This window comes from Roseibium sp. MMSF_3544 (assembly GCF_030732845.1).
Taxonomy (GTDB): domain Bacteria; phylum Pseudomonadota; class Alphaproteobacteria; order Rhizobiales; family Stappiaceae; genus Roseibium.
The window spans coordinates 77,544-104,250 of sequence record NZ_JASHKA010000014.1; the positions used below are offsets into that span (position 1 = coordinate 77,544).

Annotated in this window: 25 protein-coding genes; 14 read left to right on the top strand and 11 right to left on the bottom strand. The window is 58.0% G+C overall.

The window, feature by feature from the left end; all coding sequences use genetic code 11:
- Positions 1-36 precede the first annotated feature (36 nt).
- The 8 genes from RBB47_RS19735 (at position 37) to RBB47_RS19770 (ending at position 9,873) form a co-directional block, all read left to right on the top strand.
- Positions 37-1,143: a polysaccharide deacetylase family protein gene (locus tag RBB47_RS19735; protein WP_305987595.1), complete on the top strand. Its 1,107-nt coding sequence runs from the start codon at positions 37-39 to the stop codon at positions 1,141-1,143.
- A complete protein-coding gene (locus RBB47_RS19740; RefSeq protein WP_305987596.1) occupies positions 1,144-2,298 on the top strand; it encodes a glycosyltransferase family 4 protein in 1,155 nt (384 codons plus the stop codon). It begins immediately after the preceding gene.
- Positions 2,295-3,629: a hypothetical protein gene (locus RBB47_RS19745; RefSeq protein WP_305987597.1), complete on the top strand. Its 1,335-nt coding sequence runs from the start codon at positions 2,295-2,297 to the stop codon at positions 3,627-3,629. Before RBB47_RS19740 ends, RBB47_RS19745 begins: the two co-directional genes overlap by 4 nt.
- A complete protein-coding gene (locus RBB47_RS19750; RefSeq protein ID WP_305987598.1) occupies positions 3,629-4,702 on the top strand; it encodes an acyltransferase in 1,074 nt (357 codons plus the stop codon). Before RBB47_RS19745 ends, RBB47_RS19750 begins: the two co-directional genes overlap by 1 nt.
- Positions 4,702-5,775, top strand: a complete 1,074-nt coding sequence (locus RBB47_RS19755) for a glycoside hydrolase family 5 protein (RefSeq protein WP_305987599.1) — start codon at positions 4,702-4,704, stop codon at positions 5,773-5,775. The genes RBB47_RS19750 and RBB47_RS19755 overlap by 1 nt, the downstream gene beginning before the upstream one ends.
- 142 nt (positions 5,776-5,917) lie before the next feature.
- Positions 5,918-7,621: a GumC family protein gene (locus RBB47_RS19760; RefSeq protein ID WP_305987600.1), complete on the top strand. Its 1,704-nt coding sequence runs from the start codon at positions 5,918-5,920 to the stop codon at positions 7,619-7,621.
- A 232-nt stretch (positions 7,622-7,853) separates the two neighbouring features.
- Positions 7,854-8,915, top strand: a complete 1,062-nt coding sequence (locus RBB47_RS19765) for a GNAT family N-acetyltransferase (protein WP_305987601.1) — start codon at positions 7,854-7,856, stop codon at positions 8,913-8,915.
- Between the two features lie 184 nt (positions 8,916-9,099).
- A complete protein-coding gene (locus RBB47_RS19770; RefSeq protein WP_305987602.1) occupies positions 9,100-9,873 on the top strand; it encodes a WecB/TagA/CpsF family glycosyltransferase in 774 nt (257 codons plus the stop codon).
- A gap of 16 nt (positions 9,874-9,889) precedes the next feature.
- Here RBB47_RS19770 and RBB47_RS19775 read toward each other — a convergent pair whose 3' ends face one another.
- A complete protein-coding gene (locus RBB47_RS19775; protein WP_305987603.1) occupies positions 9,890-10,639 on the bottom strand; it encodes a cobalt-precorrin-6A reductase in 750 nt (249 codons plus the stop codon).
- Positions 10,632-11,729 (bottom strand): cobalt-precorrin-5B (C(1))-methyltransferase, encoded by a 1,098-nt coding sequence (locus RBB47_RS19780; protein WP_305987604.1) that lies wholly within the window; start codon positions 11,727-11,729, stop codon positions 10,632-10,634. The genes RBB47_RS19775 and RBB47_RS19780 overlap by 8 nt, the downstream gene beginning before the upstream one ends.
- 143 nt (positions 11,730-11,872) lie before the next feature.
- Here RBB47_RS19780 and cobA point away from each other — a divergent pair, with 143 nt between their 5' ends.
- The 4 genes from cobA (at position 11,873) to bchE (ending at position 16,408) form a co-directional block, all read left to right on the top strand.
- Positions 11,873-12,739 carry a uroporphyrinogen-III C-methyltransferase gene (cobA, locus tag RBB47_RS19785; RefSeq protein WP_305987606.1) on the top strand — a complete coding sequence of 289 codons (867 nt, stop codon included), beginning with the start codon at positions 11,873-11,875 and terminating at the stop codon, positions 12,737-12,739.
- Positions 12,729-14,051 carry a cobyrinate a,c-diamide synthase gene (locus RBB47_RS19790; protein WP_305987607.1) on the top strand — a complete coding sequence of 441 codons (1,323 nt, stop codon included), beginning with the start codon at positions 12,729-12,731 and terminating at the stop codon, positions 14,049-14,051. Before cobA ends, RBB47_RS19790 begins: the two co-directional genes overlap by 11 nt.
- Before the next feature lie 47 nt (positions 14,052-14,098).
- Positions 14,099-14,671, top strand: a complete 573-nt coding sequence (locus RBB47_RS19795) for a hypothetical protein (RefSeq protein ID WP_305987608.1) — start codon at positions 14,099-14,101, stop codon at positions 14,669-14,671.
- 171 nt (positions 14,672-14,842) lie between these two features.
- Positions 14,843-16,408, top strand: coding sequence for a magnesium-protoporphyrin IX monomethyl ester anaerobic oxidative cyclase (bchE, locus tag RBB47_RS19800; RefSeq protein WP_305987609.1), 1,566 nt, complete (start codon positions 14,843-14,845; stop codon positions 16,406-16,408).
- Here the strand turns inward: bchE and RBB47_RS19805 are convergent.
- From RBB47_RS19805 to RBB47_RS19845, 9 genes are all read right to left on the bottom strand, one after another.
- Positions 16,381-17,013, bottom strand: a complete 633-nt coding sequence (locus tag RBB47_RS19805; protein WP_305987610.1) for a class I SAM-dependent methyltransferase — start codon at positions 17,011-17,013, stop codon at positions 16,381-16,383. The genes bchE and RBB47_RS19805 overlap by 28 nt on opposite strands.
- Positions 17,014-17,096: 83 nt before the next feature.
- Entirely contained in the window at positions 17,097-18,455 is a 1,359-nt protein-coding gene (locus RBB47_RS19810; protein WP_305987611.1) for an MFS transporter, read from the bottom strand.
- Between the two features lie 248 nt (positions 18,456-18,703).
- Positions 18,704-19,486 carry a precorrin-4 C(11)-methyltransferase gene (gene cobM, locus RBB47_RS19815; protein ID WP_305987612.1) on the bottom strand — a complete coding sequence of 261 codons (783 nt, stop codon included), beginning with the start codon at positions 19,484-19,486 and terminating at the stop codon, positions 18,704-18,706.
- Complete coding sequence (gene cobJ, locus RBB47_RS19820) at positions 19,483-21,378, bottom strand: precorrin-3B C(17)-methyltransferase (RefSeq protein ID WP_305987613.1); 1,896 nt, start codon at positions 21,376-21,378, stop codon at positions 19,483-19,485. The genes cobM and cobJ overlap by 4 nt, the downstream gene beginning before the upstream one ends.
- Positions 21,348-22,073 (bottom strand): precorrin-2 C(20)-methyltransferase, encoded by a 726-nt coding sequence (cobI, locus tag RBB47_RS19825; protein ID WP_305987614.1) that lies wholly within the window; start codon positions 22,071-22,073, stop codon positions 21,348-21,350. Before cobI ends, cobJ begins: the two co-directional genes overlap by 31 nt.
- Positions 22,070-23,269: a precorrin-6y C5,15-methyltransferase (decarboxylating) subunit CbiE gene (gene cbiE, locus RBB47_RS19830; RefSeq protein ID WP_305987615.1), complete on the bottom strand. Its 1,200-nt coding sequence runs from the start codon at positions 23,267-23,269 to the stop codon at positions 22,070-22,072. Before cbiE ends, cobI begins: the two co-directional genes overlap by 4 nt.
- On the bottom strand, positions 23,266-23,511 hold the full coding sequence (locus tag RBB47_RS19835; protein ID WP_305987616.1) for a hypothetical protein: 246 nt from the start codon (positions 23,509-23,511) through the stop codon (positions 23,266-23,268). The genes cbiE and RBB47_RS19835 overlap by 4 nt, the downstream gene beginning before the upstream one ends.
- Position 23,512: 1 nt before the next feature.
- A complete protein-coding gene (locus tag RBB47_RS19840; RefSeq protein WP_305987617.1) occupies positions 23,513-24,169 on the bottom strand; it encodes a precorrin-8X methylmutase in 657 nt (218 codons plus the stop codon).
- Positions 24,170-24,195: 26 nt separating this feature from the next.
- Positions 24,196-24,438 (bottom strand): DUF6732 family protein, encoded by a 243-nt coding sequence (locus RBB47_RS19845; RefSeq protein ID WP_305987618.1) that lies wholly within the window; start codon positions 24,436-24,438, stop codon positions 24,196-24,198.
- Between the two features lie 378 nt (positions 24,439-24,816).
- On the opposite strand from RBB47_RS19845, the gene RBB47_RS19850 reads away from it, so the two are divergent.
- Together RBB47_RS19850 and RBB47_RS19855 are read left to right on the top strand one after the other, a co-directional pair.
- Positions 24,817-25,215 (top strand): DUF2946 family protein, encoded by a 399-nt coding sequence (locus tag RBB47_RS19850; RefSeq protein ID WP_305987619.1) that lies wholly within the window; start codon positions 24,817-24,819, stop codon positions 25,213-25,215.
- Between the two features lie 84 nt (positions 25,216-25,299).
- The gene (locus RBB47_RS19855; RefSeq protein ID WP_305987620.1) at positions 25,300-26,700 is read left to right on the top strand and encodes a PepSY domain-containing protein; all 1,401 of its coding nucleotides are present in this window, start codon (positions 25,300-25,302) and stop codon (positions 26,698-26,700) included.
- The last annotated feature ends 7 nt before the right edge of the window (positions 26,701-26,707 follow it).

A 26,707-nucleotide genomic window follows, 5' to 3' on the forward strand; every position in this document is an offset into this window, starting at 1 on the left:
CGCGGATTCGCGGTGGAAAGCAGGATCTGCGCGGCCATGCAGAGCGAATGCAATCACAAAGATGAGGACCTTCCCGTAACGAGGCTTCACGTTTCGGCGAAGGATCGTTTGCGCCGCCAGGTGAAAACCCTGGGACTTCAAACGCTGTCCAGAACCGGGCTCGCCGGGCTTGTCGGGCGCCGGTATCGCGGTCGCGGCGTCATCTTGATGTTTCACGAGTTCACGACCGAACCGGAAACAAAGCTCGGCCAGGGCTGCCGGATTCAGGACTTCGAAGCCATTATCAAACAACTCAAGGCCTCGGGCCGCGAGTTTGTCGGCATGTCCGAGGCAATGAGAAGGCTGACCGACCCCGGCGGCAAACCGTTTGCCGTGCTTACCTTCGATGACGGCTACAGGTCGAATATGGAACTGGCGCTTCCAGTCATGGAACGCTACCAGGCGCCGGCGGTCATTTATGTTCCGACCGAGGTGGTCACCAGAACCATAAATGCCTGGTGGCTCGGACTGCGGGACGCGGTCTTGAAAAACGACCAGGTTGAGTTCGAGCCGCTTGGAACCCGTTTCGCATGTGAAAACTATTCAGAGAAACTGGCGACCTTTCGTCATCTGCTTGCCTGGGTCTGGCAGGATTTCAGAAGGGCTGATCAGCTTGAGCCGGTCTTCAGACAAAGCGGCACGTCCATTCCGGATCTGGTCGATACATTCTTCATGAATGAAGCGGAGATGTGCAGCGCCGACAGGCATCCCTTGATCGAAATCGGCGCACACACGACAACCCACAGGGCACTTGCCCTACTGCCTGACGACGAGGTGCGCCGTGACGTCGGTGACAACAAGATCTTCCTGGAACAGAAGCTGGAACGCGAAGTGCCGCATTTCGCGTTTCCCTATGGCCGACCTTCCCTGACCGGCCGCCGAGAAGCCGAGATCGTCCGGTCACTCGGATTTCAGACCGCGGTCACGACGGATCCGGGATGCCTGTTTCCGGACCATCTTCAGGATGTATTCCTCCTGCCGCGCCAGGATGCTGAATATCCCGAAGACGGCTTGTCTCATGTCATTTGCGGAATGAACGGCTTCTACCGTGCGCTGTCGACGCGGGGTGGTCCGCCTGTGACTGACCTGGCCGCAGAGTTGTGAATGAACCTGACGAAAGAACATCCTTTGGCGGAATGCATTGAAGATCTCTCGGTCGTTCACGTGGTGCGCCAGTATGCGCCCATGATCGGCGGGCTCGAGGATTTCGTGCGCCAGCTCGTTTCACGCCAAAGGGGCAGATTCCGGAACCTGCGTGTCGTGACGCTCGACCGCCTGTTCACCGAACCTGACCGGAAACTGCCGATGCACGAGGAAATCGAAGGCGTCGATGTCCACCGCATTCCCTATCATGGCAGCAAGCGGTATCCACTTGCCCCCGGCGTGTTCTCCCAGGTCGCCGATGCCGACCTGGTTCATGTTCACGCCGTGGATTACTTTTTTGACGCTTTGGCGCTGTCAAATGTGTTTCGCAGGAAAAAACTCGTCGCGACCACCCACGGCGGTTTCTTTCACACAGACGCTTTCATGGCATTGAAGAAAGTCTGGCTGAACGGCCCCACCCGTTTGTCCGCGTCCTTCTACGACGCAATCGCATGTTGCTCTGCGAACGACTTTGAAATGTTCAATAAGATTGCACCGAGCAAGGTGACGCTGATCGAAAACGGTGTCGATTGCGACAAGTTTCGCAATGCCTCGTCGCAAGACCCCGTCAAGCGAATTGTCACGATTGGACGGTTTTCGAAAAACAAGCGGCTCGATATGCTTTTGAAGGCCCTTCATGATCTGGTTGCACGGGACGCTGATTGGCATCTGGACATCATTGGCTCGCCTTCTGACCTGTCCGTTGAGGATCTGAGGGCTCTCGTTGCGCGGCTCGATCTGGAGCACCATGTCGATTTCCACATTCGCGTCAGCGAAGAGGAGATGAGGCAAGTCATGTCGGCTTGCAGTCTTTTCGCCAGCGCGTCTGAATATGAAGGTTTTGGCATCGCGATGGTGGAAGCCCTCTCCGCCGGGCTGATACCTGTGGTGGCGCCGAACACCGCCTTCAAGTCACTGGCAGTCAAGCATCCGGCCGTTCGCCTGACGTCCTTTGAAAACCCGCAAGAGGCAGCGCTTGCCATAACTCGGGCTGGCGAGGATCTCGCGCTCGATCCGGACATGCGAATGGCCGCGATGACGTCAGCGGAGCAAAACAGCTGGGATGCGGCCGTCCGTCACTATGACGACTTCTATCGGAAGGCGGTGACAGCATGACCCCTTTGGCACCGAATTTGGCTGTTCCCGGCAAGTCAGGCAACGTCAACCGATATGGTGCGAGTGTCCGGCGATCCGGAAGCGATGGCATCGCATCTCGTGAAAAGAGGAACATGGCGATTGTCTTCGTTGCCTTGGCGGCAACGTTCTACAATGCCGTCCTTGCCATCCTGAACGCACATGTTGTGGATCTGCAGTTCAGCGCAGTCGCGCTCGCGGAGATTTCAATTCTGATCGTCGCGCTCCTCTTGATCCTGAGCAAGGGTCTTTACGAGCAGGACATGATCCTGTTGACCTATCTGGTCGTCACGCTCTTTCTCGCCGTCTATGTATCCGCCATCAATGGCTATGTGGTTCTCGACTATTTTCGCAACATCCTGATCATCTTCTGTTTCGTCTCACTCGGCACGTGGGCCAACCGCAGAACGATAAAATATCTGTTTCTCACCGCGACAATGCTGGTGTTCCTGACCTTGTTGTTCGAAATCTTCTTCACCGATCTTTACGGGGATCTTTTCTACCCGGCCCTGTATTTTTTCAACACGCGCGGTATCGAACTGTTCGAAGTGGTCGATTCAAAGCTGTTTCGCAACGCTCTCGGCTTTGAGGGGCGATTCAGTTTCGGGCTCATCAATCACCGAAGCTCTTCGCTGTTTCTGGAACAGGTATCGCTCGCGAATTTCTGCGGCGTGATGATGATTTTCCTGTTGTCGCTCTGGGGGCGGTTCACACCACGTCAAAGGTTCTTTTGTCTTTTGACCATCGTTCTGATTCTCCTGACAAACGATACCAGGACGATGCTGATCTTCGGTGGTATCTGCGTGGTCGGTTTTTTCATCTTCCCGCATCTTCCAAAGATCGTCTGCGCACTCTACCTGCCGGTCCTGCTGGTTCTCGGTATGCTGATCTATCTGGCGGACCCGGGTGCTCAGGGGGACAATATCCAGGGGCGGGTCGTGCTCACGATGAGCCTGTTCAAGGAGATGGGACTGTTGGCGCAGCTCGGCTTTGAAGCCGGTCTCGCACCCGCGCTTGGCGACAGTGGTTACATCTATGTGATCGTCATCGGAACAGTCTTCAGCCTGGTTCTGCTTTGGCTTTTCGTCAGCCTGTTTCCCGCTTATGAAACCGTTGAGCAAAGACGATTTGCCCACGGGATCAGCATCTTCATTTTCATGAACATGATGATCGGCGGCACGGCGATTTTCTCCATCAAGATTGCCAGCCTTCTCTGGCTCCTGGCCGGACACCTCAAGTTCGCCGATATGCGTGTGCCAACGCCTATTTTCGCCGGCGAGACCCGGCGCAGCGCGAACGGGGGGGCCGCGTGATGCTTGTGCAGCTCCAGTATGTCCGCGGTATCGCCGCGCTGCTGGTCGTTTATTTTCATAGTGTTCTGCAGTGGCGGCATGTGGATCCTGGCTCGGAATTTGCGCCGCCGTTGTTTGGCGAAATCGGCGTCGATCTGTTTTTTGTCCTGAGCGGCTTCGTCATGTGGCTGACGACAGCGGATCGGGATATGAGTCCGGTAGAGTTTTACAAACGGCGGGTAGAGCGCATCGTGCCGCTCTACTGGGTGCTGACCGTTCTGGCGGCTGGCATCGCCTTTGCGTTTCCCGAATATCTGAAGTCGACCGTCTTCGATCTGCCGCACGTTTTGGCATCGCTGTTTTTTGTTCCCTGGCTCAATCCGGCCAATACCGGTGGCAATCTGATCACGCCGGTCATCATTCCCGGCTGGACGCTGAACTATGAAATGTATTTTTACCTGATTTTCGGTGGCTTTCTGCTTGTCTCCAAATCGGTGAGACTTTGGGGCCTGCTGCTTCTGTTCCTGGCCGTCTATTTGGGTATCGAAATGTTCGGGCTGCAAAGCGTCGCAGCAAGATTTTACGGAAACGCCATCGTATTCGAGTTTCTGGCAGGCGTTCTGATTGGCGGGCTGTTTCTTCGCCAACGCACATTGCCGCAGATAGGGGCGCTCCTGCTGCTGCCTGTCGCTACGCTCGCGATCGTGGGCCTCGACATATGGAAACCCGAATGGCCGCGTTTGCTGAGCGCCGGACTGCCGGCGGCCCTGATCATACTTTGTCTTGTCTCGATCGACTTCGGCAAGATCAGGGAATCGAGATTTCTTCATCTCCTGGGCGATGCGTCGTACAGCCTGTATCTCACCCATGTCTTTACACTGGTCGCAGTGCGGATCGCCTTTATGGCGCCACCTCTGGCAGCGTTGGCAAATGGTCCGGTCTTCCTACTCTCCTGCATGGCAGCGTCTGTGCTGGTCGCCCTGATCTCTTATTGGGCGTTTGAAAAGCCGGTCGCCGATTACTTCAAGAAGCGCAGGATGCAAAAAAGGGCCTCGCGGAAATTCAGCCCCGGGCCGGAAGAGGTAAGGTCTTGATGTTTGAACAACCAAAATCGACCTGCGCTCCAAGGGCTCTGCTGGCGGCAGTTCTGGCGGCGATTTTCAGTTTATTGACTGTAGCGGCCTCCAACGCCCAATCGGCTGGGGTTTGTTATCGCGGTGTGAACCTTTCGGGAGCCGAGTACGGCGAAGCCGATGGAATTTACGGAACAAATTTCATCTATCCGTCGGAGAGCACAGTTCGGTATTTTGCCGACAAGGGCATGAAAATGATCCGCCTGCCGTTCTTGTGGGAGCGACTGCAGCCGGTGCGAAACGGCGGTCTGGAGAGAAACGAGCTTGAGCGGCTGAAGAGCGCGGTCGAACTCATCAAGACCCATGGCATGAAGGTCATCCTGGATCCGCACAATTTTGGCTACTACCGCGGCCAAAGGATGATGACGCCGGGTCTCGGGGCGCCGGAATTTGCCAATTTCTGGGTGAGATTGTCCCTCGAGTTTGCAAATGACGAAGATGTGCTGTTCGGCCTGATGAACGAGCCCTTCGACATAACGGCGGAGGACTGGCTGATTGCGGCAAACCAGGCGATTTCAGGCATCAGGGCCACCGGTGCAAAAAACATGATCCTTGTGCCGGGCACCCATTGGAGCGGAGCGTCCACATGGCTGAAAGATCTTCCCAATGGCAACAATTCAAAGGTCATGTCGGCAGTTGTCGATCCGGCCGACAACTTCATTTACGAAATCCATCAGTATCTTGACGAGGACGGATCCGGCACGCATGAAACCTGCCCGAATGCCCGGCTCGCGCTTGAAGGTCTGGAAGGCGTGACCGGCTGGCTCAAGGAACAGAATGCGCGCGGCCTGCTGGGCGAGTTCGGCGGTTCGAAGGAACAGGCCTGCCTTGATGGCCTCCGCGCGATGGTCGAGTTTATGGACGAAAACCGGGAGCAGTGGTTTGGTTGGACCTATTGGGCGGCCGGAGAATGGTGGCCGGAAAGCGAAGGCAACAACATCCAGCCAACGGCCAAAGGAGATCGTCCTCAACTTCATGCGGTCATGAAGGATGATTTTGTCGGCGGCCAAGAGGCCTGCTCAACAATAAATTAACCCTAATTCAGCAGGTTAGGGTTACGGACCCTGGGGTCTGACCAGGTTCTGAATTCCAAAACGCGCAGCGACCGAAACCGGAACCTCAACAGACCCTGGCACCAGAAACAACCAAATGGCCATTTGAGGCAAATTCGAGCGCATGAGCCGCATTGCAGACGATTGGGACCATCCCGGATGGGAACATCGCCGCCGCAGAAATCCGCAGTCCTTTGAGACCGTCTATGACCGGTGGGAGGACGAGGACCACTCGGCGCGCCGGCTCGTGAACGCTTATGTCTCCGAAAATCCGGGAAGACGGAAATATGACGGGCCCGCCTACGGGCCAAGGCACGTGGCTGACCACGAACTTGCAGACGTGGACCGCGGCGACGGGGGCAAGCCGGAATATGCCGGCTTGGTGCCCGCGCAGCGTCCCTTCGAAAAGTCTTACACGTTGCTTCCCGATACCCACGTATCGGGTGGTGCGTGGGAAAACCTGCCGTCACACAATGCGTCCGCAGAGCCGTTTTTTGACTTTCGGATTCTGCTCAGCGCAATCGTCAGGAGCTGGAAACTCATCCTGTTTCTGATGATCGCCGGCATGGTGCTCATCGGCTTTGCAACCACGATCGTGCCGTCAAAATACACCGCCAACACGAGCCTTTACTTCGATCCGGCGCGACTGACGATTGCGTGGGAGGGACAAAACGGCAGCAGCAGCAACACACAGTCGGCGGGAGCGCTGATCAACAGCCAAATTGAGGTGCTGGTTTCAAGCGTGGTGTTGCGGGAAGTTGTCGGCAAACTGTCCCTTGAAAACGACCCGGAGTTTGCCGGCGGCGCCGACGGTGACGAGGCCGTCGTGCAAGCGGCTGGTGCATTGCGCGAAGCCATCGGAATCGGAAGGGTGGGCGACTCCTATGTTGTTTCCCTGAACGCCACAACCGGTGATCCGGTCAAGTCGGCGGATATTGCGAATGCGGTCGTTGAAGCTTTCATGAACTATGAGGACACGGCCGCCACAGACAGCTATCTGAACTTCACGTCAAATCTGGACCAGAGACTGGAAGTCCTGCGCAACAAGGCTTTTGCGGCTGAAAAAGCGGTCGAGGACTATCGCGCCAAAAACGACCTGGTGACCGCAGGCGGCGTTCTGATTTCCGATGAACGCCTCGCTGCACTCAACACGGCCCTGGTGCAGGCCGAACAAAAGACCATCGAAGCGCGTGCAAAGGCCGATGCCGCCAGCCGTCTGTCGCTGGAGTCGGCTGTTGCAGGCGCCAATGATGCGGAAGTCTCGTCTTCATCGTTGCTGCAGCTCAGGCGGCAGTTTTCGACTGCGTCCGCGGAACTCGACCGGCTACGGATATCTTTGGGAGCGCGCCACCCGTCACTGGCGGCAGCCGAAGCGTCGCTGGCAGGCATTCGGCGCGAAATCGACCAGGAGCTGAAACGGATTGCCTCCACGGCCCAGACCGAGCTGTCGCAGGCTGAAAAGGCGCAGGACGAGATCGCCAGCGAACTCGCCGCGCAGAAGGCGTTGAAGCTGAGCAATTCGCCTTATCAGGCGGAATTGGACAACCTTGAACTTCAGGCGGCGACTACCCGCAGCATTTACGAGACGGTTCTCAGACGCACGCGTCAGACCAACGAGGAACTGGAAAACGCCTTCACCAATGTGCGTGTGCTGGGCAAGGCTGAGCCGCCACTGACGGCCGACGGGCCAGGGCGGAAGATGTTGCTTCTTGGCGGTATTGTCGGCGGCGCCATGCTCGGGTTTGGACTTGGCCTGGTGATCGCGATTGTAATCCGCCTTTTCCAGAACCCAGTGGTCCGCTCTTACGTGGCTTCTGCAGCGCGCTAGCGAAACCCGTCCCCATTCGAACTGAATTCATGTGAATGCTGACCTCTCCTCAAATTGGAGCAGGGCGCACTGGCCTGGCGAATCTCACCTGTGACCAAGAAAATTCAGATCGCCCAAATTAAATTCACACTTTTTGAATAGGCATGCGTTAGTAATTACTCTGTTACAGAGGCGGCGCTAAGCTTCGGCATTCAGCCGTAGCGTAATCCATCTGGGGTTTTCGGACAGCTCTATGCTTGCGTCAATTGAAGATGACTTCGATTTCAACAGCCCCGACTACACGCAATTGCTTGCAAATTCGAATGCTACCGCGTTTCAACACCCGGTATGGCTGGAGCAAATACGTAATTTCTTGTTGAAACCGCACAACGCCAGAATGTGGGCGCTGACGATCCGGGACACAGACGGATCTCCCGTTTTTGTCATGCCTCTGGTCGCGCGAAAGCGCCGCGGTCTTCGCCTGATTGAAATGCCTGATTTCGGAGTGACCGACTATAATGCACCGGTCATGTCTACCGAGCTGGCGCAGAACCAGGAGCAGCTGAATTCTCTTGGCGCCGATCTGAAGCGCTTGTTGCCGCCGCATGATGTTTTCAGAATCCGCAAAGTCCGGGCAGAGCATCATGAGGCGCTTGCTGCGCTATTTCCCGGAAAGTGGCGCAAGCACGACTTTTCCGCCCATGCGACTGACCCGTTCGAAGATCATGCCCTCTGGAGAAAGACGGCTCTTCGTCCGAGTTTCGTCAAAACGCTGGATCGCAAGGAACGCGGTTTCTTCAATTCCCTTGAGGGACGTGTTCGCAAGCTGACCAGTGTTGATGAAATCGAAAGTGCCATCGATTTTATCGCGCGAATTAGGGCCGGCCGCTTCGATGGCGACCTCATGCAGGAAGAGGAATTCAGGCGCTTTTACGCTGCCTTGGCGGGCGAATACCAATCGTTTGCCGAAGTCTACGTTCTGGAAGCACAGGCCGAAATGATCGGCGTCGTTCTGGGGCTGGTGCGAGACAAGCGGTTTTACTACCTACTGATCGGTTGCGACTACGATACCTTCGGAAAATATTCTCCCGGATACATCCTGTATGACGAGATCTACCGGTTGTTTATCGAAGAAGGGGGGCAGGTCTTCGATTTCACCGTGGGAGATGAGAGGTTCAAATCCCAGTTTGGAGCCAAGGCCTCTGAATTGTTCGAGTTTGAACAAGGTGTATCGCTTCCAGGCAAAATGGCGATGGCAGCTCAAAAGACACACCGGAAATGGAAGCGCGTCCGCGAGGACGATACCGCATCCTGAGCAGCATTTCTGAGGCACATACGTCTTTCCCTATCTGGGCACCTCCAGCTCACTTGCATCGATTGACCGCAAGACCTCGTTAACGCTGTTCAAACACAGTCGCTGACACGCTCTGATTTTAACTGTCCTAAAATCGGTCCTTCTCTATCCTGCTTCGTAAAAATGACAGTAGAAACGAGTGTGAATGCTTGTCCAGGACGTGAATGCAACCGTTGCTCTCAGCGACACGGCCGCGAAAATCGGTCCGTTCGTTATCGCGCGACTTGAACGCGATGGCGCGATTCAGCTCGTGCGCAAGGCGGTGCAATTGCGTCAGCCGCTTGATATCGGCATCTGCAACGCCCACACGATTTTGACTGCTCTGGATAATCCGGACTATGCCGCCACGCTCAAGCAGATGACGCTGCTGAACGACGGTATCGGCATCGACATGGCAAGCCGCATTCTGACAGGCAGAAGTTTTCCGGCCAACCTGAACGGAACCGACCTCATTCCGGAGATCCTCGAAAACATCGGCTTACCTTTGCGGATCTTCCTGCTGGGTGCGGAAGAAGATCATGTCGTCGAGGCGCGAAGGCACATCGAAACAAGCTATCCGATGCATCAGGTCGTTGGCCATCGGAACGGTTATTTCGATGCGAGTGAGTGCGACGACGTTTGTGCCGAGGTCAGCCGGCACCGCCCCGACCTTTTGCTGGTCGCGATGGGGAATCCGCGCCAGGAGCATTTCATCGTTGAGAACCGCGGGAAACTGGATGTCGCGGTTGCCGTCGGCGTCGGGGCTCTCTTCGATTTCATGTCCGGCTCAGTCGCACGCGCCCCCCGGTTCGTCCAGGCGATTGGTCTGGAGTGGCTGTTCCGTTTCCTGCAAGAGCCGCGGCGGCTATTCCGCCGCTACGTCATCGGTATTCCGAGGTTCTTTTGGGCCGTTTTGAAACTTAGACGCGATCAGCTGTAGCACGATCGCTGATCCGCTACGACTGGCTGAGAAGGGTCTTCACCAGGGCGAGCACAGTGGTCTTGTCTGGTGCCGTTATCGTTTCGGGCAGATTGGGCCGGTCTATCATGATTACCGGCAGCTCAAGTCGGCGAGCTGCCTCAATCTTCGCATAGGATCTTGTTCCGCCGCTGTTCTTGGAAACGACATGCGAAATGGCGTGCGCGCGGAGCAGGTCGATTTCAGCATCTGCGGTCGCCGGGGGACGCGCCAGCACCAGGTCCCAATGCTCAGGAAGCGCAGCCACGGGGGCTTCGATCATGCGGGCAAGGCCATAGATGTCGGCCCGTTCGGTAAATCTGAAAACCTCCTTTCGCCCGACAGCCAGGAAGGCTCTTGCGCCCGCAGGCAGTGCTGCCGCGGCGTCCGCCATCGATCCAACATGTTGCCAATTGTCGCCGGGAGCAGCCGCCCAGGCCGGACGTTCCAGGCGAATGAGTGGGATTCCGTTGATATCGCAGGCCTTGACGGCATTCGTGCTCATCTGGGCCGCGAAGGGATGCGTGGCATCGATGACAAGCCCCACATTCTCGGTGCGAAGATAGTCGGCAAATCCGTTCGCACCTCCAAAACCACCAATACGCGTCGGCAGCCCGAGACCTGGCAGGTCCAGGACCACACCGGCAAATGAAACAGTCAGGCGCATCTCAGGATAAGTGCGTGCCAGCTCTCCCGCGATCTGGCGCGCTTCGAGCGTTCCGGCGAGCAGCAGAATGTGGTCAGCCATCGTCAAAGCCACATTCGCCGAGCACGGTGCCCTGACGGTCTGTCACAAGCACTTCCAGTCTGACCGGCGCGTCCCGCAGGATGCGCTTGACCGCGTCTTTCGTCCGAACGGCAAGAACCGAGCTCAGATCGAGTTTTTCGTCAAGGGAGCGGTCAAGAACCTCTTTCGCTGTGTTGGCATCTGCCGCCTCTGCAATCAGGGCTTCAGGCGATCCCGCATCCCTTAGAAGATCCTGCAAAAATACGAAATCCACAGAGCTTCGGGCGGAGTGCAGGTCGAGCGCACCTTGGGCGAGCTTGGAAAATTTCGCAAAACCGCCAGCAAGGGTGAGTTTGTCGACCGGGTGATAACGCAGGTATTTAAGAAGCCCGCCGGCGAAGTCGCCCATATCCAGGTAAGCGGCCTCGTCGAGCGAATACCGGGCCCGTACGGCATCTTCCGAGGACGACCCGGTCGCACCGACGACATGCGTCAGGCCGACAGCGCGCGCAACATCGATGCCACGATGAATGGAAGCGATCCAGGCCGCACAGGAAAACGGTCGCACGATCCCCGTCGTTCCGAGAACCGAAAGTCCGCCAACAATCCCAAGACGCGGGTTCATGGTCTTGAGTGCCAGGTTGGCACCGCCTTCGATCGACACTTCGATCTCCACATCGCCGGTGCCGCCGTTTTGTTCGGCCACTTCTGCAATGGCCGATGCCATCATTTGCCTTGGCACCGGGTTGATTGCCGGTTCGCCGGGCGGGATCGGCAATCCGGGCCGGGTTACCGTCCCCACACCTTCGCCGGCCTTGAAGCGGACACCCTCGCCGGGTGCAAGCAACCGGACGGTTGAGGTGATCAGAGCACCATGAGTCACGTCCGGATCGTCACCGGCATCCTTTGTAATCGTGACGGTGGCAAAACCGTCTGACATTTCGTGGCGGGTAAGAATAAAGTCGGCGGTTCCGCCCTTCGGCAGCGAAATCTCCACAGGGTCCGGAAAAGTGCCGCTCAAGAGGGCGCAATAAGCAGCCTTGGCCGCCGCGGTTGCGCACGCTCCTGTTGTCCAGCCTCGTCTCAGTTCTGTCGGTTCGCTTGAAGACATCGACCTTCTATAGCGGATGTTGTGCACCGGCTCCATTTATGGGGCCGGGCGTTGCCCCGGCCAAGGCCCGAAATGTCGCATTTCTTTTGTTTTCCATCGCGGTAACGCTTGGCGTTCTTGTCATTGCCCGATAAACAGGATTCATGAATGGCGCTGAACAGAACAACAGGATGCCCGAAGGTCTGCCGGAATTTGAAGCCGGCTGGGTCTGGCTTGCCGGAGCAGGGCCCGGTGATCCGGGCCTTTTGACATTGCATGCCGTCAACGGTCTGCGCCAGGCTGATGTTGTTGTTTACGATGCCCTTGTCGACAAGAGCATTCTGGACTGGGTTCAACCCGGGGCAATCATGGATTACGCCGGAAAGCGTGGGGGCAGGCCGAGCCCGAAACAGCGCGACATCACGCTGAAGCTGATTGAATATGCCCGTGCCGGAAAGCGTGTCCTGCGCCTCAAGGGCGGCGATCCGTTCGTTTTCGGCCGCGGCGGCGAGGAAGCCCTGGGTCTTGTGGAAGCCGGTATTCCCTTTCGCATCATTCCCGGTGTTACCGCGGGTATCGGCGGTCTGGCTTATGCCGGAATTCCGGCAACCCACCGGGACTGCAACCAGGCGGTCACGTTTCTGACCGGGCACGACCAGACCGGGCTGACGCCGGACGCCATCAATTGGGACGGTATCGCCAAGGGATCGCCGGTCATTGTCATGTACATGGCGATGAAACATCTAGAGACGATAGCCGGCAAACTCATAACCGGTGGACGGTCTGTGGACGAGCCTGTTGGTATCGTGTGTAACGCTTCCTTAGCCGGGCAACAGTTTCTGGAAACGACCCTTGGACGCTGTTCCGCAGACGCCAAGGCCGCCGGGATAAGCCCGCCTGCCATCGTCTGCGTGGGCGAAGTTGTGCGGCTCCGCAGCGGGCTTGACTGGCTTGGGGCCATGTCGGGCAAGGTTTTGACGTCGGACCCCTTGGGCGTTCGCGCGGAAAGCCGCACGGCAGATGCCGGCTAGTCAGCAAGCCACTGCTGCAAAAGGTCTTCTGATTGCAGCCCCTTCGTCCGGAGCAGGCAAGACGACCCTCACGCTGGCTCTGCTGCGGGCTTTCAGGAACGCCGGCCGGTCGGTGGTGTCTGCGAAATCCGGCCCGGACTATATCGATCCGAAGTTTCATGAAGCTGCCAGTGGTGCGCCCTGCATAAATCTCGATGCCTGGGCAATGAGCGCTGACACGGTTCGGAGCCTGGCTGTCTCTCAGTCATTTGATCAGGAGCTTTTGATCGTTGAAGGCGCTATGGGTCTGTTTGATGGCGCGGCAAATGGACAGGGGTCAGTCGCCGATCTGGCCAAAACCCTGAACCTACCCGTTGTTCTGGTGGTCGATTGCGCAAAACAGGCTCAGTCCGTTGCCGCGCTGGTGCACGGTTTCATGAGTTATCGAAGCGACGTCAATGTAGCTGGCATTATCTTGAACAGGGTGGGCAGTGCCCGGCATGAGAAAATGCTACGCGCGGCGCTGGAGCCAGTCAGCGTAACGGTGCTCGGCTCGCTGCCGCGCTCTGATGACCTTGTCTTGCCGGATAGACATCTCGGGCTCGTACAGGCGGCAGAGCATGAGGATCTGGAAGTCTTTCTTCAAGCGGCAGCTGATCGGTGCGCACAAGCCATAGACCTCGAAGCGCTCAAGGAACGAGCCACCGGGGTGTCTTCTGCCGAAAGACCCTCGTCAAATCTGCCGCCTCCCCTCGGGCAGCACATCGCTGTTGCCCGGGACATCGCCTTCGCGTTCTCTTATCCGCATTTATTGAATCATTGGAGGGAACAGGGGGCCGAGTTGTCTTTCTTTTCACCGCTTGCAGACGAAGCGCCACACCGGGACTGCGACGCGATCTATCTGCCTGGAGGCTACCCCGAACTACATGCGGAGAAACTCTCGCACGCGCAAAACTTCAACGATGGGATTCAACAAGCCGCCGCGTCTGGAACCCTGATCTATGGCGAGTGCGGCGGCTATATGACCCTCGGAAGGGGCCTCATCGATGCGCAGGGCAACCGGCATGAAATGCTCGGCCTCCTGCCGCTCGAAACGACCTTCCAAACCCGCAAGCGTCATCTCGGCTACCGGAAAATTCGGCCACTCGGTGGATTGCCTTGGATCGGATCGCTTTCAGCGCATGAATTCCACTATGCCTCGATTGTTACGGAGGGCGGAGCAGATCGGCTGTTTGCGGCAGAAGATGCGGAAGATACCCGCTTGGCCGAGATGGGTTTGCGCGAAGGAACGGTCATGGGGTCCTTTGCGCATGTGATATCCTGCAGGGCGTAAGGCCGCGGACAAGGGATGTTATGAGATTTGTTATTTTCGGTGTCTTAATGCTTCTGCCAGCTTTCGCGGCCTGGGCCAAAATTGTCGCGCCTCAGATTGGTGTGGTGCCCAAGACGGAAGTCACAAGCAGCAACAGCTGGACCCTTCGCATTTCACATTCGAAACAGCATGACAACGTGATTGTTTTAAGCGCATCGGGAAGCATTGCGGAAAGCGGGAAACTAAGTGCTTCGCTGGTCTACTTTTGCCTGGAAAAGGACTTCTTTAGCGTGTCCTTTTTTGTTCTGCCTGACCAAGATCGGTTCAAGCTTCTGGTTGACCAGGACGCCAGGTACCTGTTGCGGGATGACATCGAAAGACAGATGCCGGTCACGCCGGTTGGAGGCTTTGCCGATGCGTATGAAAGTTATCTGGATCACCTGGAACCGTCTGTCCAACACGCCAATCTGGTGATGATCAAATATCCGGGTTTTGCACACTCTTTGCTCTACAACGCCAGAAAAGGCGGTAACCTCCGGGTCTCGATGAAAGACCGGAACGAGACGGAGTTCCATTTGCAGTTTGATGTTGATGGCCTGATGGAGTTATACGATTCCATTCGGAAAAAGTGCGGTGGATGACCATCAAATAGTCGAAAACACCGACGCACCCGTAAGGTGATTTCCTGCACCTGAGACCGGGCCTGCACAAAATCCCTGCAGTTGAAGCTAATTTTTTCTCGGTTTCCCGGAAGCTTCTGCACAACACCCTGCGCTTGTTTGCGGACCTCAAACCAGCAAGACGGGGTCCAGATGAACATTCTGATCGTAAACCCTCCTCACACGGCCATTGGCAGCCGGATTCCAGACGACCACCTGCCTCCGCTCGGCTTGTTGTCAATTGCCGGACCTCTGATAGACGACGGACATTGCGTTGACTTGCTCGATGCTGAATTCGGCCCGATGTCCCTTGAGGATATTGACGCGCTTGTCGAGGCCTCTGCTTGTGACTTGCTTTTGATCGGGCATTCCGGATCAACATCAGCCCATCCGACCGCCTGTGAGATAGCTCGCCGGGCGAAGGCCACCCACCCGGATCTCACAATCATCTATGGCGGCGTCTTTCCGACTTATCACTGGCGCGATGTTCTGCGCGAAGAACCGCAAATCGATGTCATCGTTCGCGGGGAAGGCGAGGAAACCTGCCGGCAGCTCGTCAAGGCGATTTGCACGCTAACCCCGCTGGAAAAAGTGAATGGTCTTGCCTTTCGCCGGGACGGCAAGATCCTGTCGACGGCTCCCCAACCGGTTATCCGCGATCTCGACGCCTATCGAGTTGCCTGGGAGCTGATCGATTTCAGGAACTATTCCTACTGGGGCCGGAAACGCGCCGTGGTGGTGCAGTTTTCAAGAGGGTGCCCGCATCCCTGCACCTATTGCGGACAGCGGGGGTTCTGGACACAGTGGCGCCATCGAAACCCGGAAAAATTCGCTGCGGAAATCGCGTGGCTGCATCGGGTACACGGCGTTGAGGTATTCAACTTTGCCGACGAGAATCCGACCTCTTCGAAGAAAATGTGGAAACGGTTTCTGGAGGCCATCATTGCAGAAGGAATTGATGTGACGCTTGTCGGGTCGACGCGCGCAGACGATATCGTGCGCGACCGTGCGCATCTTCACCTTTACAAGAAGGCCGGTATCGAACGGTTCCTGATGGGGATGGAGCACACCGATGAGGACATCTTGAAAAAGGTGCGCAAGGGTGGCTCCACAAACACGGATCGGGAGGCGATCCGGCTCATGCGGCAACATGGAATGCTGTCGATGGCAACATGGGTTGTCGGGTTTGAGGAGGAACGGGATCGTGACTATTGGCGGGTGTTGCGCTTGCTGCTCTCCTACGATCCCGACCAGATCCAGTCGCTTTATGTAACGCCGCACCGCTGGACACCGCTATTTCCGCAGATACGCCACAGGAAGGTCATTCAACTCGATCAGAGAAAGTGGGACTACAAGCACCAGGTGCTGGCAACCCGGCACGTGCCGCCCTGGCGCGTCTTCTTGTGGGTGAAGGTTATCGAGTTTGTTGTGCAATCCAGGCCGAAGGCCCTCTGGCGGCTTATTGCGTTGCGCGATCCGAAACTCCGACACGCCCAACGCTGGTACTACCAGATGGGCAAGCGCGTCTGGTTTCACGAGGTCTTCGGTTTCCTGTTCCGCGACCGGCGCGTTTCCGATGGCCCGACCGTCGCCGGGTTCTGGGGAGACAACCTCGAGGACGAAAACGCGATGACGCGCACCGTCGCCGGAAAGCCTATCAAGACCGTGGCAATGGAAAGCCAAAAACGGCGTCAGATGACCTCCAGCACCACAAGCTGACAGAAGACTTCCTGCTTGGGATAAAAGGCGATCAGGCTGACATCCAGTGTTTTCGTTTTCCCCTCGGTTTCCAATGTCTCGATTTTCTCGTTGAAACCATCGGCCTCGAATGAAGCCTCAAGAACCGCGAAAACAATAGGCGCGCCGGGTTTGGCGATGCGGATGAGCTCATTGAGGCCGCCTGGACCCACGTGACCGTGGCTGAAGATGCCGACGCAGACAACACCGTCATATTTGTCGTCCTCGATTTCATCCAGGACGGTGAATAGATCGGCGACGTTCAGGGTCCGGTAGGCGCCTTTCTTGCGGGCATGCTTGAGCATCTCCGGTGTCAGGTCGATACCGTCGATCTCCACGTCGAACTTGCGCTTCATGATTTCCAGGCCCACCAGCCCGGTTCCACAACCGACGTCCAGAACGAGGGCGGTATCCGAGATCCGCTCGCAGAGCGCTTCAGCCGCAGCTTCGTGTCCGGCATAGCCAATGGCCATCAGGAGGTCTGTGTCGTAGGTCTTGGCCCAGTCCGTATAGAATTCCCGGATCGCATCGGCATCGGCGCCAAGTGAGTGGGCTTCCTTCAGTATGAAATAGTCGGTCTCGATCATAAGAGCCTCGATAGCGCTAACTGCCGCGGGAACATGGCAACGTCGCAAGATGCCGGTAAACACTCACTTAATGGGTCCATACCCTAGTCTGATTGTGCGACCGCCTTGCGAAACAGGAAGAAGCAGACCACCGCAAAGAAGAAGAGCAACGCTGAGGTCGACGCAAAAACAAGTGCATAGTCCTTGTGGAACGCGAACAATGTGCTGGAGACAGCAAGGCCGACCGTTCCTCCGATCATCTGTGAGGTCATGGATATGCCGCCGCCCTGGCCGTGTTTGTGTTCCGGCAGGGCGGCCATGATGGCTGTCTGGGTTGGAACGAAAAGGAAGGATGTCACAAGTCCGGCAATCACCAGGCCGATGGCAAACAGCCAGACATTGTCCATTGGCGCGGTGATTGCCATGAGGGCCATGGCGACACCCAGCCCGACCATGCCGCCCGTTGCCAGCAAGCCGGGCTCGTGACGGTCAGTCAGCTTGCCGCAATAAGGAGCGACGAAGGGCTGTGTCACAGCGGCAAGCATGATCAGCATGCCGGCACCCAGGGGTGACAGATCAAGAACCTCCTGGGCATACATGGCGGCAAAAATGAAGATCGGCATCTTGGAATATTGCGCCACGAAGATCGTCAGGTTGGAGGCGGTGAAGGCCGGGTTGACGAACAGATCGACCTCGATCAGGGGCGTTGCCACGCGCAACTCGTACCAGACGAAGACCGAAAGCAGGATCAGTCCGGCTGCAAACAGACCGTAGATCACAGGTGATCCCCATCCCCAGACATCAGACTGCATAAGCGCAAAAATGGTGCAGAACATCCCCGAGGCGATCAGCGCGAGACCGGTCCAGTCGATAGGGGGCGCCGCGGGACGTTTCAAATCTCGCCATGTCAGGAAAGTGACAACGCCAATCAGCACAACGATCGGCGGATTGACCCAGAAGATCCAGCGCCAGGACAAAAAGTCGGTGAGAAGCCCGCCGACCAGCGGGCCGATCGCGAGAAAGATCGTGCCGATTGCACCACCTATTCCGAGAGCAAAGCCGCGCTGCTCACGCGGGAACGTCATTGCTATCATGGCAACGAACAATGGAAAAATGATCGCCGCACCGACCCCCTGAACAGACCGCGCCGCAACAAGGATTTCGCCGCTCGGTGCGAAACCCCCGATGACGGAGCAAACGCCAAAGATTACGAGCCCCGTCAGGAACATCGGCAGCATGCCGAATTGATCGCCAAGCTTGCCTCCAACCGCGACGAAACAGGCGAAGACAAGCAGATAGGAATTCACCACCCAGTGCGACTGGTTCACGCTCAGTTTGAGTTCGTCTTCAATTGTCGGAAGGGCGACCCCGACGACGGTTTCATCCAGAAGCACCAACCCGAGAACGCAACTCACCGCGACCAGCAGCCACCACTTGCGATTGTCTTCTGTGATCAGGCTCATGCTGCCCCCTCCAGCAGGTGTCCGGCAAACGATCGCCGTCCGTACCCTAAAGGGTAGGCTCAGACATGCGACAAACACAAGAAGGGGCAGCAAGTTCACCAAGCGGAGTGTGGGTCCGCTTCCGGCCCTATCCTTCGAGACAGCTTTCCACACACTGTCTCGGGCCGAGGTCGTTAAGCTCGAACAACTGTTTCCGAGAGGCTTGTCACCTCTCCCATTGGGAGAAGGGAACATGCGTTGCCGGCGCTTCAGCCGTTCGAACCCGCGCTCTTCTTCTTCGGACGCAATACATGCACGTGGTCGGCGTCATAGAGCGCGCTGTCGCGGAAGTCCTCGCCAGGCTTCAAGGCGTGGCCGACAAAGATCAGGGCGGTCCGGGTAATCTTCGACTTTCGCACTTTGCCGGCAATGGTCGATAGCGTTCCGTGGATGAACGTTTCGTCGGGCCAGCCGACGCGATAGGCGACGATCACGGGACAGTCCGGGCCATAGTGCGGCACGAGCTGCCGTTCGATTTCACGCAGGTTCCGGATCGACAAATGGATGGCAAGCGTTGCTCCGCTTTTTCCGAGTGTATCGAGATCCTCGTGATTGGGCATGGCGGACGATTGCATCGCCGTACGGGTCACGATTACCGTTTGGGCAACTTCAGGAATGGTCAGTTCCGTCTTCAGCGCCGCTGCAGCCGCCGCAAAAGCGGGGACGCCGGGAGTGACGTCATAGTCGATCCCGAGCGCATCCAGCCGGCGCATCTGTTCTGCCGTTGCACCGTAAATGGACGGGTCGCCGGAATGGACACGGGCAACATTCAATCCCTTGTCATGCGCTGCCCTGATCTCGTCGATGATCTCCTCGAGCGTCATCGGGGCCGTGTCGATCACACGGGCGCCGTCCGGAGCGGCTGCCACGATCTGTTCGGGAACCAGCGAACCGGCATAAAGACAGACAGGACATGACTGGATCAGCCGCAATCCACGGACGGTAATGAGGTCAGGGTCCCCCGGACCCGCGCCGATGAAATGAACGGTCATTGGACTTCGGTTGCCTCTTCAGTTGCCACATCCGTCTCCAGATCCGCCTCTGGCGGAGTGTCTATGTTTTCTGGTTTCGGCGCATCGATCCGCTTGGCATAGCCGCGCGGGGTGTAGACGAAAATACTGCCATCGCCTTTCATGATCGCCCGTGTGTTCGAAGAGCCGACCAGGACGGTGGTGAGCATGTCGACTTCATCAACCGTCAAGGCGTCGAGCGTCGTGACCTTCAGCGTTTCTTCCGGTCGCCCCAGATTGACGCCGAGGACCACCGGCGTTGTCGCGGGCCGGTGCTGCAAAAGGATCTCCCTCGCAGCGGCCAGTTGCGTGCGGCGGCGCTTGGAGACGGGATTGTAAAACGCAATCACGAAGTCGCCTTCGGCAGCTGCCTTGAGCCGTGCTTCGATCGCCTCCCAGGGTGTCAGCAGATCGGACAGGGAGATCGCGCAAAAGTCATGCCCGAGCGGAGCCCCGATCCGTGCCGAACAGGCCTGCAACGCCGAAATGCCTGGCGCATTGGTGATACTGACCCGCTTGGCCGCATCGCTGACGCCGCCGAACTCCTCATTGCGGTGGAGCAGCTCATAGACCAGTGATCCCATGGCGTAGATACCCGCGTCACCGGAGGAAATCAGAGCGACATTCTTGCCCTTGCCGGCTTCTTCCAGTGCGAAGCGGACCCGGTCCTCTTCCGCCCCGAGCGGAAAATTGTGGTGCTTCTTGCCGGTAATGTGAGCTTCGACAATGTCGAGATAAAGCGAATAACCGACAACGTCTGTTGCTTCGGCCAGAAGCCGTGTTGCCTCGGGCGTGCGCCATTCGTCTTTGCCGGGTCCAATCCCGATCACCGAAAGGTGCCCGCGGCCGCGGCCGACGGCTTCAGGGTCGATGGCTTGCGGCGCTCTTGCGACCGCGCAGGTGGCGTTCTCGGTTTTCTGTTTTTCAACGACCAGCGACCCGAAGGCTCCGGAAGCTGCCAGCGAGGCTCCTTCTGAAACACCGTGGCAGCCGACTTCCTTGAAGACCACGTTAGACGGGTTCTTGAGCCTGGGCGTTTCGCGCTGAAGTTCGACAGCCGAATAAAGGCGTAGCGGAACACCCAGGTGATCGGCAAGCGCGTTGATCGCCGCTTCATCCGCCTTCAGCTCGATCGTCGCCACACAGGCGACCGCTCCCTTGGCGATCCGGGCCTCGGCGAGCTGGGTTTCGACCAGCGCAATAAGTTCCTTCGGTTCACAATGACGGGCACAGCCGACCCCAACGGCATATTTCTGCGGGTGGTAAACCAGTTTGGTCGGGCCGCCTTCAACGGGCTTTTCAGTGGAGACCAGCGAAATCGCGGCATCTTCGCCTAGCTTGAGATCCGCTTCGCTCAGCCAGTCTGCCGGACCTTCGATGCGGACCTCTGCACCCGACAGAAGTTCGGCCATGACCGGTTTGGCGTCTTCCGGATTGGCAAGCCGCCATCCCTTTGGCGGGACATCGAGGGCAATACCGAGCTTGGTGTCACCGGCTGTGGTGATCGCGGCGTGACCGCCGAGCGACTTGGCGAGGATCCTGGCAAGCTCGTTGGCCCCGCGGTGCCCGCCAAGAAGGGGCACAATGCTCGACCCGTCTTCCGAAACGGCGATCACCGGCGGTTCGGTGCGCTTGTCCGACAGGATCGGCGCAAGGGCTCGGATCAGAATGCCGCTGGCGCAAAAGCCGATGATCGGATGGCCCGCCTTGAACAGCAGCTGCAAGTGTTCGATCGTTTCGTTGAACTGGGTATCCGCCGTCGGAACCCGTCCGGCAAGCCCGTGGATCCGCGCGGTCGAAAATCGTCTCGCGACTTCTTCAGCAGCGTCAAGACCGGCCTGGTTCAGGACGAAAAGGATGGGGGAAGCGTCCACGCTTCATCTCCCTTGTAAATGAGAATCATGGAGAAATAGGGGGCCTTTTCGCTGTTAAGGTCAACGAGGCGGTGAACCTTCTGCTCAGCCAGACTGGCACGCTCCACATACCCCGCCTTTTCCAGAAGACCCATCCGGTCCAGAAGCGCCCTGAGGCGGGACAGATGCCGGCCGACTTTCATGATGGCAACAGCCTGTGCTTTTTCGATTTTCTGTTCGATCTCGGCATCCGGCAGCGGACCTGGAATGACGGTCAAGACGTCATTTCTGGACGTGAGCGGGCGCTGCAACTGGGCCGCACAAGCAGTCAGGGAAGTCACGCCCGGCACGATTTCCACGGAAAACCGGTCGGACAGACGCTCGAAAAGATACATGAAGGAGCCGTAAAAGAAGGGGTCGCCCTCACAGAGGGTGATGACATCCTGCCCGGCGGCGAGAACTTCTGAAATCTCACCCGCTGCCTTGTCGTAGATCTCCTGCGCGGGAAACCGGTCAACCCGCATCGGGACGATGATCGGGATTTCGCGCGCACCTGCAGGGATCGTCGCGGCGGCAATCGAACGGGCGAAGCTTTCGCCTGTATCCGGCGCCGGGTAGGCGACGACCTTTGCCGACGATATCAGGCGGTGCGCCTTCAGCGTCATCAGCTCCGGATCGCCGGGGCCAAGGCCGATACCGTAAAGTGTTCCGCTCATGATCGGGTGAGGCTCCATTGCGTCACCGGCATGAGCGGGCGCCAGCCGGTAAGACCACCGACTGCACTCGCGCGGTGCACGGAGATTTTCTTCAAGTTGCCTCCAAGTTTTCCATAAGCCGCCAAAAGGACTGCTTCGCTTTCAAGCGTGACCGCATTGGCAACGAGTCTTCCCCCCGGCCGCAGCGCGTTCAGAACGGCCTCGATGACGCCCGGAGCCGTCAGGCCTCCGCCAATAAAGACCGCGTCCGGTGGAGGCAAGCCTTCAAGGCCGGCAGGTGCACTGGAATCGATCACCTCCAGATGCGGTACACCGAGGGCAACTGCATTTTCCAGGGCCATCTGCCGTCGCTCCGCGTGCGGTTCCAGACCGATTGCGCGTGTCCTGTTTGCCGAGCGCAGCCATTCGATGGCAACAGAACCGCATCCGGCGCCGATATCCCAGAGCATTGCTCCCGGATGCGGCTTCAGTTCGGCCAGTGTTGCCGCGCGAACTTCCTGTTTGGTCATCTTGCCGTCGTGGCGAAAGGCATCATCGGCAAGGCCGGGCACGCGTGCGTGGAAACGGGTACCGCGATCGGCGGTCACCTCAAGTGCAAGGGTGTGGAGAGCCGCGGCGTCCGCCGACCAGTCTTCGGCGGTTCCACTGACATGCCGTTCCTGGTCGCCGCCAAGATGTTCCAGAACGGTCATCCGGGTGCGCCCGTATCCTTCATTGACGAGAAGATCTGCAATCTCAACCGGTGCCGCAGCTCCGCTGGTCAGAACAAGCATCCGGGCACCCGGGTAGAGCGCGCTGCGCAACAGATCGACCGGCCGTCCGTGCACCGAAAGGCATTCGCAGTCCTGCACCGGCCAGCCCATGCGCGAGGCCGCAAGCTGGAAGGCGGACAAGGCGGGCAAAGCGGCAAGCTCACCGGCGTCAAAGCGTTTTGTAAGCGTAGCCCCCATGCCGAACCACATCGGATCACCCGTGCAAAGGATGGAAACTCTTCGACCCTTCAGCTCGGCCAGTTCCGTGTAGACCGAACTAAAGGGAGATGGCCAGCATCTCGTTTCGGCGGAAAGCGTGCCGGCGAGCGTCAGATGGCGCTCACCGCCATAGACGATCTCGGCGCGTTCCAGCGCTTCGCGCCCTCCGGGCGCGAGAGCCCCGTCTTCACCAATACCGACGAGCGTAAGCCATGGCGACGTCATGTGTCCTCCAGGCGGTAAGGCTTGATCGAGGGCCTGGGAGACAGCGTCTGTGGCTTTCCGTCAGCGGAAATCGAAACCTGACGCGCGCCGCGAGACTTCTGGTTTTCGGGATCACGCGCTGCCTTGTCCTGCGCCGCACCCGGCGCAGCCCGTCCACCCGGTTGTGACAGGAAGCCGCGCGAGCGCATCGGTTTGCCCGCGCCGAGGGATATCAGACCTTTTTTCTTTCCGGTCACGGTCATGTCAGCTTTCCTCCGGCAAACCGGCGGCAAGGGCATTGACAGCCGCTGCGGCCATGGCTGACCCCCCGCGTCGCCCCTTGACCGCCAGATAGGGAATTCCGAACGGGTTGTCGATCAGAGCTTCCTTTGACTCTGCCGCGCCAACGAAGCCAACCGGAAAACCAAGCACAACGGCCGGTTTAGGCCCGCCCTTGGCGACTGTCTCGAGAAGATGAAACAACGTCGTTGGTGCGTTGCCGACGGCGACAATAGCGCCTTCCAGCCGGTCCTGCCAAAGGTCGACGGCAGCTGCGGAACGGGTCGTGCCCAGTTGTTGGGCGAGGCCTGGAACCCGTTCATCGTTGAGTGTGCAGACGACACGCGTTTGTTCAGGCAGCCTGGACCGGATGATACCGTGCGACACCATCTCAACATCGCAAAAAACAGGCGCGCCGCGCCTGAAGGCACTGCCGGCAGCGGCAACCACGTCGTCGGACCAGGCCAGGTCCCAGGGCAGGTCAGTCATCCCGCAGGCATGGATCAAGCGCACGGCAACCGGTCGCAAACCTTCCGGCACACCTGAAAGGTCAGCTTCCTTGCGCACGATCGAGAAGGATTGCCGATAGATTGCCGCCGGGTCTTTTTCATACTTGTAGGCTGGCAGTGGTGGTTCCGACAAAGGCCGTTCCTATTCCTGCTCGTTGTTTATTGCGCCGCTTCACCGGTGGTTTCTTCAGCTTCCCCGTCCGCGTCAATGACCTCGTCGTCCTGCTTTTTCTTGCGGTCCTTGAGGGCAACGAGACCGGCAACAAGAGCAGCGCCTGCAACGGCAGCAACGCCGATCCAATGAGAGTGACCGGCCAGTTCGCCGAGATGACCACCATGGGCGAATGCCGTTGAAGGCAGGATTGCGCCGGCAAATCCGGCGAGGAAAACTCGGTAGGTCATGTTTCGCTCCCAATGGCAGGTGCCCGAAAGGCGTGATGGTCGGCGGCGAAAGGGGAGACGAAAGCAAACACATTCGCGGCCAGTGGACCACCAGCCTCATCACGTGCCTTGGACAGCTCCGGCCTTGGTCCCCTGATTGGGTCAACCGCATCCGGAATCGCTTTCAGTCCCATGAACAGGACGCCGTCAGATCGCGGCAATCTAGGGGAGCGGATTTCTTGGATCAAGCCGGAAAACGACATGCATTGGCCCATTTACCAACATATCGGATATGCATATCCGATGATGTATTTGCACGTGTGCGATCAGGCAGATAAATCAAAAATTGTGTTTCGGCGAAAAGTACACTAGAGACCTTGGAGCACAGAGGGGTTGGGCGTGCGGCGTTTTCGGACAGCAAAGACGGAAGTCAAACAGGCAGTGGTGTCACTGCTTCTGTTGCCGTTCCTGTTCGCCGCGCTTCTGCCGCAGGGCTATATGCCTTCGGTTGCGGAAGACGGGACCTTTACGGTCACGCTCTGTACGACGGATGGTCTGCGCACCGTTACTCTTGATGCCGATGGCAACGAAGTTCCGGCTGGCACCGGCGAAGACGACGCACATTTCGGTCATTGTATTTTTGCCAGTGTGGCGACATTTGCTCTGCTGCATCAGGCAGCGGATCTGCCGGATGCGGGTTCAGACAGCGCGCCGCTGTTCGCCCGGCAGATACCCGGCCTTCGCCTGAAGGCCTATTCCAATTTGCCGGGCGCCCGCGCGCCGCCGGTTTTGCTCTGATTTTCCCTCATCCAATCTGAATTCAGTTTGATCCGGAAAACGTGCCGGCCACAGAAGGCGGTGCCACTCCGGTGTGGAGATCCCATGAGCATACTCTCTTCGGGCGCTGAGACTGCGTCCACCCCAAGCCGTTTCTACCTTGCCGCTTGGCGCTGGCACTTTTACGCCGGGATTTATGTCGTCCCGTTCCTGATCATGCTGGCCGTGACCGGGCTCGGGATGATGTATATTGCCGCCATTGACGGGCGTGACGGCGAGAAAATCACCGTCGCAGTCAATGGTAATCCGATCAGCCTGTCACAACAGTCAGATGCCGCACTTTCCAGGTTTGGCGGCGAAGCAGCGTTGGTTGAGTGGATCGGCGCAAAGACCGCCAACGGCGCAAATGTCTTTCGAGTCAATGATGCGGGCACCAATCACATGATCGCCGTCGATCCCTATACGGGAACCGTCATTGAAAGCTGGGTCCGGCGCGACGGCTGGTACGATCTTTTCAATGACATACACGGCACCTTGCTGATCGGGACGGTCGGGGATCGTCTCATCGAAGTGGCGGCCGGTCTGAGCATCGTGCTGATCGTCACCGGCCTGTACCTCTGGTGGCCGCGCACCGGCAGCGGATCGTCTTTTGTGCCGGACATCAAAGCGCGGGGTCGCGATCTCTGGAAAAACCTGCACAAGGTAGTCGGTGCATATGTGTCTTTGATATTGCTTGTGTTTCTGGTCAGCGGCTTGGCCTGGGCCGGTATCTGGGGCGAAAAGTTCGTCCAGGCCTGGAGCACGTTCCCGGCGGAAAAATGGTCCGATGTCCCGCTTTCTGACGAAACGCACGCCTCCATGAATCATGGTGCGATGAAGGATGTGCCGTGGGGGCTTGAACAGACACCGATGCCGGCTTCCGGCTCGGATGCGGGTCGGGACGCGATCACGGAGGGGACTGCGATCAACCTTGACAGCGTTGCTGCCTTTGGGCGGACGCTTGGCTACGAGGGCCGCTTTCGCGTCAGTTATCCGAACGGGGAAACTGGCGTCTGGACACTCAACCAGGATTCAATGAGCAACGATTCTGAAAACCCGATGGTGGATCGCACGGTGCATCTCGACCAGTACACCGGCAAGATCCTGGCTGACGTCGGTTTTGACGACTACTCCCTGGCTGCGAAGGGTATGGCGGTCGGCATCGCCTTTCATGAGGGAGATATGGGCCTCTGGAATATCGTCTTGAACACGGTTTTCTGCCTGTCCGTGATTTTCCTCTGCATGAGTGGGCTTGTGATGTGGTGGCTGCGCCGTCCGAGGGGTGCTGCCTTGCGCATCTTCGCACCGAAAACACCGGAGGATCTGCCACATTGGCGCGGGGCCATGATCCTGATGCTGTTCCTGTCGCTGGCTTTCCCGCTGGTCGGGATCACGCTCTTGACCGTGCTTGCGCTGGACTATCTGATCGTCAAGCGCGTACCAATGCTGCGCCGGGCGCTGGGCTGATGAAAAA

What these genes read in the sequence shown, in the direction of transcription:
- RBB47_RS19810 (WP_305987611.1), bottom strand. Translation starts at nt 18,455, where the DNA reads ATGAGCCTGATCACAGAAGACAATCGCAAGTGGTGGCTGCTGGTCGCG.
- RBB47_RS19765 (WP_305987601.1), top strand. Translation starts at nt 7,854, where the DNA reads ATGCTTGCGTCAATTGAAGATGACTTCGATTTCAACAGCCCCGACTAC.
- RBB47_RS19750 (WP_305987598.1), top strand. Translation starts at nt 3,629, where the DNA reads ATGCTTGTGCAGCTCCAGTATGTCCGCGGTATCGCCGCGCTGCTGGTC.
- cobM (WP_305987612.1), bottom strand. Translation starts at nt 19,486, where the DNA reads ATGACCGTTCATTTCATCGGCGCGGGTCCGGGGGACCCTGACCTCATT.
- RBB47_RS19735 (WP_305987595.1), top strand. Translation starts at nt 37, where the DNA reads ATGCAGAGCGAATGCAATCACAAAGATGAGGACCTTCCCGTAACGAGG.
- RBB47_RS19740 (WP_305987596.1), top strand. Translation starts at nt 1,144, where the DNA reads ATGAACCTGACGAAAGAACATCCTTTGGCGGAATGCATTGAAGATCTC.
- RBB47_RS19795 (WP_305987608.1), top strand. Translation starts at nt 14,099, where the DNA reads ATGCTTCTGCCAGCTTTCGCGGCCTGGGCCAAAATTGTCGCGCCTCAG.
- RBB47_RS19790 (WP_305987607.1), top strand. Translation starts at nt 12,729, where the DNA reads ATGCCGGCTAGTCAGCAAGCCACTGCTGCAAAAGGTCTTCTGATTGCA.
- RBB47_RS19835 (WP_305987616.1), bottom strand. Translation starts at nt 23,511, where the DNA reads ATGACCGTGACCGGAAAGAAAAAAGGTCTGATATCCCTCGGCGCGGGC.
- RBB47_RS19760 (WP_305987600.1), top strand. Translation starts at nt 5,918, where the DNA reads ATGAGCCGCATTGCAGACGATTGGGACCATCCCGGATGGGAACATCGC.
- cbiE (WP_305987615.1), bottom strand. Translation starts at nt 23,269, where the DNA reads ATGACGTCGCCATGGCTTACGCTCGTCGGTATTGGTGAAGACGGGGCT.
- RBB47_RS19805 (WP_305987610.1), bottom strand. Translation starts at nt 17,013, where the DNA reads ATGATCGAGACCGACTATTTCATACTGAAGGAAGCCCACTCACTTGGC.
- RBB47_RS19770 (WP_305987602.1), top strand. Translation starts at nt 9,100, where the DNA reads ATGCTTGTCCAGGACGTGAATGCAACCGTTGCTCTCAGCGACACGGCC.
- RBB47_RS19855 (WP_305987620.1), top strand. Translation starts at nt 25,300, where the DNA reads ATGAGCATACTCTCTTCGGGCGCTGAGACTGCGTCCACCCCAAGCCGT.
- RBB47_RS19745 (WP_305987597.1), top strand. Translation starts at nt 2,295, where the DNA reads ATGACCCCTTTGGCACCGAATTTGGCTGTTCCCGGCAAGTCAGGCAAC.
- RBB47_RS19845 (WP_305987618.1), bottom strand. Translation starts at nt 24,438, where the DNA reads ATGACCTACCGAGTTTTCCTCGCCGGATTTGCCGGCGCAATCCTGCCT.
- cobI (WP_305987614.1), bottom strand. Translation starts at nt 22,073, where the DNA reads ATGAGCGGAACACTTTACGGTATCGGCCTTGGCCCCGGCGATCCGGAG.
- cobA (WP_305987606.1), top strand. Translation starts at nt 11,873, where the DNA reads ATGAATGGCGCTGAACAGAACAACAGGATGCCCGAAGGTCTGCCGGAA.
- RBB47_RS19775 (WP_305987603.1), bottom strand. Translation starts at nt 10,639, where the DNA reads ATGGCTGACCACATTCTGCTGCTCGCCGGAACGCTCGAAGCGCGCCAG.
- RBB47_RS19780 (WP_305987604.1), bottom strand. Translation starts at nt 11,729, where the DNA reads ATGTCTTCAAGCGAACCGACAGAACTGAGACGAGGCTGGACAACAGGA.
- RBB47_RS19755 (WP_305987599.1), top strand. Translation starts at nt 4,702, where the DNA reads ATGTTTGAACAACCAAAATCGACCTGCGCTCCAAGGGCTCTGCTGGCG.
- bchE (WP_305987609.1), top strand. Translation starts at nt 14,843, where the DNA reads ATGAACATTCTGATCGTAAACCCTCCTCACACGGCCATTGGCAGCCGG.